9 protein-coding genes and 1 pseudogene are annotated in these 10,502 nt (G+C 60.2%); 9 read left to right on the forward strand and 1 reads right to left on the reverse strand.

Features of this window, described 5'->3' with window-relative positions:
• From M0954_RS22415 to M0954_RS22425, 3 genes are all read left to right on the forward strand, one after another.
• Nucleotides 1–184 (forward strand): hypothetical protein (locus tag M0954_RS22415; RefSeq protein ID WP_297355557.1); only part of this gene is annotated, 184 nt, incomplete at its 5' end.
• A gap of 21 nt (nt 185–205) precedes the next feature.
• Entirely contained in the window at nt 206–652 is a 447-nt protein-coding gene (locus M0954_RS22420; RefSeq protein WP_297355559.1) for a lytic transglycosylase domain-containing protein, read from the forward strand.
• A 130-nt stretch (nt 653–782) separates the two neighbouring features.
• Nucleotides 783–2,066: a GTP-binding protein gene (locus M0954_RS22425; protein ID WP_122152957.1), complete on the forward strand. Its 1,284-nt coding sequence runs from the start codon at nt 783–785 to the stop codon at nt 2,064–2,066.
• A 66-nt stretch (nt 2,067–2,132) separates the two neighbouring features.
• On the opposite strand, the gene M0954_RS22430 is transcribed toward M0954_RS22425, so the two are convergent.
• Entirely contained in the window at nt 2,133–2,411 is a 279-nt protein-coding gene (locus M0954_RS22430; RefSeq protein ID WP_122152956.1) for an HU family DNA-binding protein, read from the reverse strand.
• A gap of 446 nt (nt 2,412–2,857) precedes the next feature.
• Here M0954_RS22430 and mnmC point away from each other — a divergent pair, with 446 nt between their 5' ends.
• The 6 genes and pseudogenes from mnmC to M0954_RS22460 form a co-directional block, all read left to right on the forward strand.
• Nucleotides 2,858–4,825: a bifunctional tRNA (5-methylaminomethyl-2-thiouridine)(34)-methyltransferase MnmD/FAD-dependent 5-carboxymethylaminomethyl-2-thiouridine(34) oxidoreductase MnmC gene (gene mnmC, locus M0954_RS22435; RefSeq protein WP_297355561.1), complete on the forward strand. Its 1,968-nt coding sequence runs from the start codon at nt 2,858–2,860 to the stop codon at nt 4,823–4,825.
• 868 nt (nt 4,826–5,693) lie between these two features.
• Nucleotides 5,694–6,896, forward strand: coding sequence for a cation:proton antiporter (locus M0954_RS22440; RefSeq protein ID WP_123385104.1), 1,203 nt, complete (start codon nt 5,694–5,696; stop codon nt 6,894–6,896).
• 107 nt (nt 6,897–7,003) lie between these two features.
• The gene (locus M0954_RS22445; protein ID WP_122152954.1) at nt 7,004–8,119 is read left to right on the forward strand and encodes a YbdK family carboxylate-amine ligase; all 1,116 of its coding nucleotides are present in this window, start codon (nt 7,004–7,006) and stop codon (nt 8,117–8,119) included.
• Between the two features lie 620 nt (nt 8,120–8,739).
• Nucleotides 8,740–9,378 carry a MarR family winged helix-turn-helix transcriptional regulator gene (locus M0954_RS22450; RefSeq protein WP_122152953.1) on the forward strand — a complete coding sequence of 213 codons (639 nt, stop codon included), beginning with the start codon at nt 8,740–8,742 and terminating at the stop codon, nt 9,376–9,378.
• A gap of 115 nt (nt 9,379–9,493) precedes the next feature.
• Nucleotides 9,494–10,207, forward strand: a complete 714-nt coding sequence (locus M0954_RS22455; protein WP_297355563.1) for a glutamine amidotransferase — start codon at nt 9,494–9,496, stop codon at nt 10,205–10,207.
• 134 nt (nt 10,208–10,341) lie between these two features.
• A pseudogene (locus tag M0954_RS22460) lies at nt 10,342–10,502 on the forward strand (oxidoreductase); the annotation flags it as partial.

The following is a 10,502-nucleotide window of genomic DNA, read 5'->3' on the forward strand; positions in this document are numbered from 1 at the left end:
ATTAGTCGACTTGACGCTCGACTGCCTGCCGGTATCATACGAGCCGATCATCCTGCCGGACGCAGGTTTGGCTACGCGGGTTTTCCCCGATGTCCGTCACAGGCTCGGTGTTGGCGGGTTTGCAGGCGTGCACAGGTGCATGCTAACCCCGAGCAAAATGCCTTACCGCATCTTACTTATGTGAAATGTTTAGTCATCTTGACCGATGAAACGAACCCTTCTAACTGTCGCTACGGTATTCGGCACGCTGCTCGCAGCGGGGCAGGCGCACGCCGACTGTTTCGACGAGGCAGCCCGTTATCAGAAGGTCAACCCGCTAATCTTGCGGGCAATCGCCTGGCAGGAGTCGCACAACCGGCCCGACGCGCTGCATAAGAACGCCAACGGCTCGACCGACTACGGCCTGATGCAGATCAACTCCGTTCATCTCCCCACACTGGCCCTGTACGGCATCTCCAGCAACACGCTGATGGAGCCGTGCAAGAACGTCTATATTGCCGCCTGGCATCTGCGCCAGCAGATGAACAAGTATGGCAACACCTGGCAAGCCGTGGGCGCCTACCATTCGGAAACGCCGTCGCTGCGCGATCAGTATGCGCAGCAGATCGTCGGTATCCTGCGTAAGTGGAACCTGATCGCGGCGTCGCACTGAGAGGTGGCTTGCCCGGGGTTTGCGCGAACGGCGCAGGTTTGATGCACAATGCGGCTTCGTGCTGCCGTCGGCCCTGCGACTGCGCTTAAGTGCCCGGCACGCCTCCTTACCTCTCCGTTTCCGTACTGCGATGAACCAGCCGACTCTGCCCGTCACCGTGCTCTCCGGTTTTCTGGGCGCCGGCAAGACCACGCTCCTGAACCATATTCTCGCCAACCGCGCCGGTCTGCGCGTGGCCGTAATCGTCAACGATCTGGCCGCCGTGAATATCGACGCGACGCTTGTGCGCGACGCCGCCGCGCTCTCGCACCTCGAAGAACAGCTGGTCGAGATGAGCAACGGTTGCATCTGCTGCACGCTGCGCGACGACTTGTTGATCGAGATCCGGCGCCTTGCCGGCGAGCAGCGGTTCGACGCAATCCTGATCGAATCGACCGGCATCGCCGAGCCGATGCCGATCGCCGAAACCTTCACCTTCGTCGACGATGACGGCACGTCCCTCTCCGACGTCGCACGTCTGGACACCATGGTGACTGTGGTCGACGCCTTCAACTTCCTGCGCGATTACAGCTCGGCCGACGCGCTCGCCGAACGTGGCATTGCAGCCAGTGAAGAAGACGACCGCACGCTGGTGGAGTTGCTGATCGAACAGATCGAGTTCTGCGACGTACTGGTGGTGAACAAGGTCGATCTCGTCAGTGCGGACGATCTGACGCGCTTGCAGCGGATTCTCGCGCGCATCAATCCGCGCGCCGCGCAGGTGGTGAGCCGTTTTGGTGTGGTGCCGCTCGAAGAAGTGCTGGATACGAAGCGCTTCGATTTCGACGCAGCGTCGAGCGCACCCGGCTGGCTCGCATCGCTGGAGCACGGGCACGGGCACGATCACAACGGCGAAGCGGACGAATTCGGCATCGGCAATTTCGTTTATCGCGCGCGCCGGCCGTTTCATCCCGAGCGTCTGTGGGCACTTCTGCATGAAGAATGGAAAGGCGTGCTACGCAGCAAGGGCTTCTTCTGGCTCGCCACGCGTAACGACATCGCCGGCTCGCTTTCGCAGGCGGGCGGCGCATGCCGCCATGGCCCAGCGGGGATGTGGTGGGCCGCCCAGGATCGCAGCGAATGGCCCGACGGCGACGACGAGCTCGCCGCGGAAATCGCCGCCGATTGGCACGGCGACGCGAATGACTTCAGCGTCGGCGACCGGCGTCAGGAACTAGTGATGATCGGTGTTGGTATCGACCCGGCCGTGTGGAGCGCAAAGTTCGATGCGTGCCTGTTAGACGACGACGAATACGCGTTGGGGTCGCAAGGATGGCTGCAATTTGACGATCCGTTCCCGGCATGGGATTTCGATGCCGAAGAAGATCATGATCACGACCACGGCGACGGTGAAATCGTCCATCACCATCACTGATTGCGCGTCGTTCAGACGAAAAAAAACCCGCCCGGGGCGGGTTTCAACAACGGAGCACCGATGTGCTTAGCGCTTGTTGACCGAGTCCTTGAACGCCTTGCCAGCCGTGAATTTGACGGTCTTGGCAGCCGGGATCTTGATGGTCTCGCCGGTCTTCGGGTTACGTCCCGTACGTGCTGCGCGCTTGCCCGAACCGAAGCTACCAAAACCGATCAACTGGACCGCGTCACCCTTCGACACAGCCTTCTTGATCACTTCGAGCAACGTGTCCAGCGTTTCGCCGGTTTGAGCCTTGCTGGCGCCCGTCTGACCTGCGACGGCGTCGATCAGTTCCTGTTTGTTCATTAAGGTTCCTTTCTGGTTTAGGTTGACACGAACAGCGCGAACGCGCCGATTATACGTGCGCGGGCCGCGCCGTCGAGCAGCTACGGCTGTGCCGCTGCCCGGACAGCGCGACGGGCTGCTTGCGCAATGACGACCGTGCTGCCGCTTCCCTTCGCGGCGCTTGCTATGATAGCGCAGCGCAAACCCAATCTGGACAAGGGTTTCGAAGAAATACAGGCTGGTTGGCCGCAGCCAGCCATGAAATTACCATTTTTGTTATTCCTGGAATCGAAACGGCCGCCTAACCAGGGCTTTACATGAGGCTGGGCGTTGGTTTTTGCCAACGTTCCAGCTGGGTTTTGAGCTGCTTCTGGCGTGCTTCTGGCTTTTATCGACTCGCTGCGCGATGGCCGGCGCGCCCCGTCCGGCAACGCTTGACCCGCTCGTTCGCAGGTTCTTCACACCGCATGATCGATCCGCTGATCCCTGCCATCCTGGCGTTTCGCGACAACGGCACGCCGTTCTCGCCTCGCCACGACGACATCTATCACAGCGCCGTGGGCAGTCTTGCCCAGGCGCAATACGTCTTCCTGCAAGGCAACGGCCTGCCGGAACGATGGCAGCGCCGACGCATTTTCACCGTGCTCGAGACGGGCTTCGGCATGGGCATCAACTTCCTCACGACGTGGGCCGCGTGGCGCGCCGACCCCGCAAGATGCGAACGGCTTCATTTCGTTTCGACGGAAAAACACCCTTTTTCACGGGCTGATCTGTTGCGCGCGTATGCCACGACGGTTGCGGACGCATCGATTACGGGCCTCGCGCAGAGCCTCGCCGATGCGTGGCCGATGCTGGTTCCAGGCACCCATCGGCTTGAATTCGAAGGGGGGCGCGTCACACTGACACTGGTATTCGGCGACGCCGTCGACACCCTGCCGACGCTCTGGCTGCGCGCCGACGCGTTCTATCTGGACGGTTTTGCGCCGGCGAAAAATCCCGAATTGTGGACACCGGCGATCTTCAAATCGCTTGCGCGTCTCGCTGGCGAAGACGCGACGTTTTCGACCTACACCAGCTCGGGCGATGTGAAACGCGCGCTCACGCAGACTGGTTTCGAATATCGCAAGGTCGAGGGCTTCGGCTGGAAACGCGCCATGTTGATGGGCCGCTTCGCGCCACGCTGGCGGGTGCGAAGGCACGAACCGCCTGCACCGCTCGCCGTGGTGGATCGTCATGCGGTTGTGATCGGGGCGGGACTCGCAGGCTGCGCGCTGATCGAGCGGCTCGCAGCGCGAGGCTGGCGGGTGACCTCACTCGAACGGCACGACGCGTTCGCTCGCGATGCCTCGGGCAATCCCGCTGGCGTATTTCATCCCATGCTCTCGCGTGACGACAGCGTCGCCTCGCGCATCACACGCGCCGGCTTTCTATACGCGCTGCAACGCTGGGCCATGCTCGCGCAAGCGGGACATCGCCCGGTACGCGGCGCAGAAGGCCTGCTGCAACTCGCCGCAAACGACGATGAAGCCAGCATGATGGCGGCGGCATTGGCTGCGTTCGGTTATCCGCCTGAGTATGTGACGCCGCTCGAGCGCGTGCAGGCAGAGAGGATTGCGAAGCTTCCGGTTGCGCACGGCGGGTGGCTGTTTCCGCACGGAGGCTGGATCGATCCGGTCACCCTTTGCGCGGCTCAATGCGCGGCGGCGGCTGAACTGCTTGAGCGTCGTTTTGGCGTTGACGCGGCGCGTGTCGAACGTTCGGGCGATCAATGGAGCGTGCTCGACGCAACTGGACACGCGCTTGCACGTGCGCCGGTCGTGATCTTTGCAAACGCACATGACGCCGCGCGCGTCGCCAGCTTGCAGTACGCGCCCACCCAAAGCGTCCGTGGTCAATTGACCTTGCTGCCCGCCGGCAGCGTGCCGTCGCCCGGGCTGCCCGTAATCGGCGAAGGTTATGCCGTGCCGTTGCCCGATGGCGTCACGCTCACAGGGGCGACCTACGATATCGACGATCCCGAACGCTCCATGCAGGCAGCGGGCCACATCGAAAATCTGCAACGTCTCGCGCAGATGTTGCCTGCCTTCGCTGCCGCCTTTGACCAGCAGCACGCCGCGTCGTTAGCCGGGCGCGTCGCGTTTCGCTGTGTAGCGAGCGACCGCTTGCCACTGATCGGCGCGCTCGCCGACGAAACCGCCGCCATCCAGGACCGCGAACGTCTACGCGGCGCATGGCCGCTCGACCTGCCGCGCGCAAACGGCTTATACGGTGCGTTCGCCTACGGCTCCCGCGGCCTCGTCTGGGCTGGCCTCGGCGCCGAGTTGATCGCCTCGCAGATCGAAGGTGAACCCTGGCCCATCGAACGCGACCTCGCCGAAGACCTCGACCCCGCACGCTTTCTATTACGCGCCTTGCGTCAGGGAACAGCCCGCTAGGCAGCCAGGCAGACGAAAAGTTATCCACGGCGAACTGTGGATAACCTGTCGGAATGCAGGTGCAACTGGTGTGGACGGCGTGTGGACGTAAACGGGGTAACTTGGTCGCGCGCCAAAAACGCGAAAAGTTACCCCCGGCTCCTGGCCTCAACCACACATACTGTGCAGCGGGTTGTGCGTTCGACAACGCGCTGATTCGACTCGGTAAACCGGACTTATCCACAGAAAAGGCCCGGACTTGTTAACTGCTACTACGTATACATACGAGTAAACCAATAAACAGAAAGACCGTCGTGAGGCGACGCTTATCGACGACACAAAAACCTGGATCGCAAAGACTTTTGCGGCACAGCAAAACGGAAAGTGCGGACGCGGCAGATTGGTGGCATGACGAACGCCTGCGTGCCAGAGCAGAATCCAAACCGGTCGCTTTTTCTTGTTCTTCTGCGAAAGACGCTCATTTTTACCGCTTCAGGCGGCAATTCGAGTGGTTTCCGTAGACCCAGAAAAGCTATGGCACAATCGCCGTTCTTTCCGCGTCGCGCCCTCTGTCAAACGGCAGACGCACCAATGGAACGGTGCCAGTCCATCGGACTCTGATTCAGATCGACGGCGCGCTTTCATCCAATCGTTGTATTTCGCAACGCTGGTCGGCACAAAACACACGCGGCGATGAAGGCATTGCGTGTTGATGGGGTCGCCGGCGTGTCCGCCGGTTCGTGTCGCGCGCCGTTACTCAAACCAACTATGTTGCATGGGACCTGAGTAAGCACTAAAGCGTCAACTCCGGTCGACCGCGATCAAACTGCATGGAACGGTAGTAGGCGCTGAAGCGCTAACTACCGTCGACAAAGGAGAACCCACCAAGATGAAGTCGGCGTTTTCATTCTTTCCCGGCTGGCCGCTCTCACCTGATGCCATTTTCTGGGCAGGGCTCGCATTGCTCACCGCCGGTTTGTGCGGCGAACTCTGCTATCGCGCGTGGCGCTTGCCACGCATTTCCGGTTACGCGGTGATTGGTCTGGTGGCGGGCGCCGCAGGCTTCGGCGTGATCGATACCGTTTCGGCGAAAGCTGCCCGGCCCCTACTCGATGTCGCGCTCGGCCTCCTGCTGTTCGAACTCGGCAGCCGGCTCGACTTGCGCTGGATCCGCCGCAATCCCTGGCTGATTCTTTCGAGCATCGCCGAATCGACGCTGACGTTCGTGCTGGTGTTGCCGGTACTGCTGTTTCTTCATGTCCAGTTGATCGTTGCACTGGTGCTCGCGGCGATCGCGATGGCTACCTCGCCTGCGATGGTGATCCAGCTGAAAACAGAGTTGCGTGCAGAAGGGCAAGTCACGCAGCGTTTGATGACGTTGACTGCGCTCAACAGCATGTACGCGGTCGTGATCGAAAAACTCGTGTCGGGATGGTTGCATCAGGAAACCTACGGCAACGCATTCGCCACGATCCTGCAGCCGCTTTATCTGCTAATCGGCTCGCTGGTTCTCGCGTTTGCGCTAGCGCGCACCTGCATCTTTTTCTATCGCCGCATGAACATGCAGGACGAGCATTCTTTCGTCGCATTGTTCGGACTAGTGCTGCTGGCTATTGCGATCGCGCATCTGTTCAAGCTGTCGACCATTCTCAGTCTGCTCGCCGCCGGCATCATCGTGAAGAACATGGAGGCACGTCCGCAATTGTGGCCGCAACATTTCGGCACGGCGGGCTGGTTGCTGACGGTGATTCTGTTTGTGCTGACGCTGACGTCATTCGAATGGAAAGACATCGGCATTGGTGGACTCGCGGCACTTGGACTGATCCTTGCGCGTCTCGTTGGCAAACTGGTTGGCGTGCTCGCCTTCGCGAAGCCGAGCGGATTGAACTGGAAGCAGGGCGTCGCGCTCGGACTTTCGCTCTCGCCGATGTCGGCGCTCGCCTATCTGCTGGTCGACGATACCTACAGCCTTTATCCGAATCTGGATCCCAGTTTGCGCGCGATCATGATGTGTTCGATCGTTGTGCTACAGATTGTGGGACCGTGGCTCGTGTATCGCTCACTTGCGCTGGTGGGCGAGCGGCGAGAATAAGCGGCCAGCCCGCCGCCGTGCCGCATTTCTGCATGCATATGCGACATTGAACATTGAAACGGCGGGGCAGGTTGAGCCTGTCCTGCGGACTTGAATCAGGGGACGCCATGTCACTCGAACGCTTCATCGATTCGCAACCGTTCACCTTCGGTATCGAACTCGAGATGCAGATCGTCAACACCCATGACTATGATCTGACCAAAGCCGCTTCCGATCTGTTGCGGCTCATCAAGGATGAAAAAATCCCCGGCAACATCACGCCGGAGATCACCGAAAGCATGATCGAACTCTCGACCGGCATCTGCACCTCGCATGAGCAGGCACTGGCCGATCTGCGCACGATTCGCGACACGCTGGTTGGCGCCGCCGATCATCTGAACGTCGGCTTGTGCGGCGGCGGCACCCACGCTTTCCAGCAATGGAGCGACCGGCAGATTGTCGACACGCCTCGCTTTCAATACCTTTCCGAGTTGTATGGCTACCTCGCCAAGCAGTTCACGGTGTTCGGCCAGCACGTGCACATCGGCTGTCCGGATTCGGACAGCGCACTGTTTCTCCTACACTCGATGTCGCGTTTTATTCCACACTTTATCGCGCTTTCTGCATCGTCACCGTTCGTGCAAGGTGTCGATACGGGCTTTCATTCGGCGCGTCTGAATTCGGTTTTTGCTTTTCCGCTGTCAGGTCGCGCGCCGTTCATGCTGACGTGGGACAGCTTCGAAGAATACTTTTCGAAGATGGTTCACACGGGTGTCGTAAACAGCATGAAGGATTTTTACTGGGACATTCGTCCGAAGCCGGGCTTTGGCACCATCGAAGTGCGGGTGATGGACACCCCGCTGTCGGTCGACCGGGCCGCGGCGATTGCCTGCTACATCCAGACCCTTGCGCGTCATCTGCTGCTCGATAAACCGCTGATGCCGAAGGAAGACGATTACCTCGTCTACACATTCAACCGTTTCGAAGCCTGCCGCTTCGGACTGGCGGGAACCTGCATCGATCCGCAGACTGGCGAGCGCAAGACGATTTCAGAAGACATTCTCGAGACGCTCGATCGGATCGCCCCGCATGCCGAGGCGCTCGGTTCGGGGAAAGCGCTGGCCGAAGTCGCCTCGATCGCACGTGGTCAGGTCAACGATGCAACCTGGTTACGCACGGTCTTCGAGCATGAAAAATCGTTGCACGAGGCGGTTCGGCAACAGTGTTTGCAGTGGCGCGCGTAAGCGAATAGTCTGGCGATGCCCGGCTGGAATCTGCAGACGGAGAATTTTTTGCGAATTTTTTTCGTGATTCTGATTCCAGTAAGTGTTCCTTAGAGATTTCCAAAGTTTACGTATACAAACGTAGTAGTAGTTAACAAGCATGACACCGGCCTGTGGACAACTGAATAATTCCCTGAAAAGTCAAAGTCATGCGTTAATGATAACTGTGCGGTTCGGACGGGGATCCAGGGCGTAAAGTCCGGATAACTTTGCGGGCGCGGAGGGGGCGAAAGGCTTGTCAAGAATCGATGCACAGGCAGTCCCGGGCCTTTTTCAGTGGTTATCCACAGCTCGGCGTGAATAACTTAGCTGTACGATTGGCCGCTCTCGCATAGAATGTCGTTTTCGCTGCTTCGGCATGGTGGAGTCGCTGACCGGTTTCAGGGAAGCGACTGTGTTGGAGATAGCAAAAAAGTGTTGTAGGGTGTGCCAGCAATGGCGTGCCAGGCGGTACATTTTCGAGATAGTTGATTCAGTCCGTCCGTGGTTCGGGCGAGGCTGCCCCCACACAGGCTGCCGGCGTGTTTGGCACCCGACGGCCAGCTAAACAGCGGCATGCTGTCAATAACCAACGAAAGATTATGAGCGAAGGCGTATACGGAGAGCAGGCAACCGGGCGAGTTACCCACAGCCTATTGCGACTGAGCACGGCCATGCGAAGCCAGGCATGGGAGTGGGCCGAAGGCGCGGGACTGACGCCGACCCAGGGCGAGATTCTGGTGTTGCTGATGCAACGCAAGGGTCCGATGCGCCTGGGCGAGATCGCACGTGAAACGGCTTTGACGGCCGCGACCACGAGCGATGCGGTCAGCACTTTGGAAAGCAAGGGACTGGTCGAAAAGCGCCGTGCGCTCGACGACGGCCGCGCTCTCGCGGTACGTCTGACGGCTCGTGGCCGCACGGCGGCCAAGCGCGCCGCGCAATGGCCGGACTTCCTCTCGAAGGCAGTCGGTACGCTGCGCGATGACGAGCAGGCGCTGTTCTACCGCACCTTGCTGAAGACGGTTCGTCAGCTCGAAGAGCAGGACGACATTCCGCCGCACCGCATGTGTCTGACCTGTACGCACTTCGAGCCGAGCAAGAATGCGAAGAAGACCCCGCATCATTGCAAGTTGCTCGACCTAAACATGTCGGATACGGACGTGCGTCTGGATTGCTCGGTTCACGAAACCGCTGACGTCGCGACCCAGAAGAAAATCTGGAAGATCTACGCGCAGTAACGCGGGGTCTGCTGGAAGGCGAAACCGGTCATGGCAGCCGCTCACGCGGCCTGCCTGGCCGGTTTTGTGCCGTCGGACGGCTTATTTTTTGTCAAACTGAGGGTGAGATGTGCCGATGAATCACGAAGTTCTGGCTATTCGCCATGTCCACTTCGAAGATCTGGGCAGTCTCGAGCTGGTGCTGGGCGAGCGCAGCCGGCCTGTGCGCTATCTCGATGTCGGATTCGCCCGCATCGAGGCACCGGACCCCGCTGCGCCTTCGCTGATGGTCATTCTCGGCGGCCCGATCAGCGCCAGCGACGATGCGCGTTATCCGACAATCACGCCGCTGTTGTCGATGATCGAAAAGCGTATTGTGGCGGGTTTGCCGACGCTCGGCATTTGCCTCGGCGCGCAACTGATTGCGCGTGCACTCGGTGCGCGGGTCTACCGGGCACCCCAGACTGAGCTCGGCTGGACGCCGCTCACGCTGACGGAAGCCGGACGCGCCTCGCCGCTTCGGCATCTGGACGGCACATTGACCTCCATGCTCCATTGGCACGGAGATACTTTCGACCTGCCAGCAGGGGCGACGCACCTTGCGTCCACAGCCGCCTGCGAAAACCAGGCATTCAGTTGGGGCGAACATGTGCTGGGCCTGCAATGTCACCCGGAAATCCGGGCCGACCGTTTTGAGCCGTGGCTGATCGGCAATGCCGGGGAAATCGCCTCTGAAGGCATCGATGTGCGCGAACTGCGTGCCGATACCGCCCGGTTGGGTCCCCGCCTCGAAGAAGGCGCGCGCCGGATGTTCGGCGAGTGGCTCGATCAGGTCGAGAAGAAGGCATAAACCGTACGCAGTGCCAAGCGCAATAGCGGCGGGGCATCGGGTGCCGCGGCTGATGTGTACGTACTGCTGTCCAGCAGCGAATCGGGCACGGTGCTATCCTCATTCGCTCTTCCGCAATCCCAAAGGCGTAATCCATGAGCGCGCTTTTCTCTCCGCTCACGCTGCGTGGCGTGACGCTTGCCAATCGTATTGTTGTGTCGCCAATGTGTCAGTATTCCGCCGAACGCGGCGAGGCGACCGCATGGCACATGATCCATCTGGGCAGCATGGCGTTATCGGGCGCAGGCATGCTGTG

The organism is Paraburkholderia sp. (genome assembly GCF_026225065.1).
GTDB lineage: Bacteria > Pseudomonadota > Gammaproteobacteria > Burkholderiales > Burkholderiaceae > Paraburkholderia.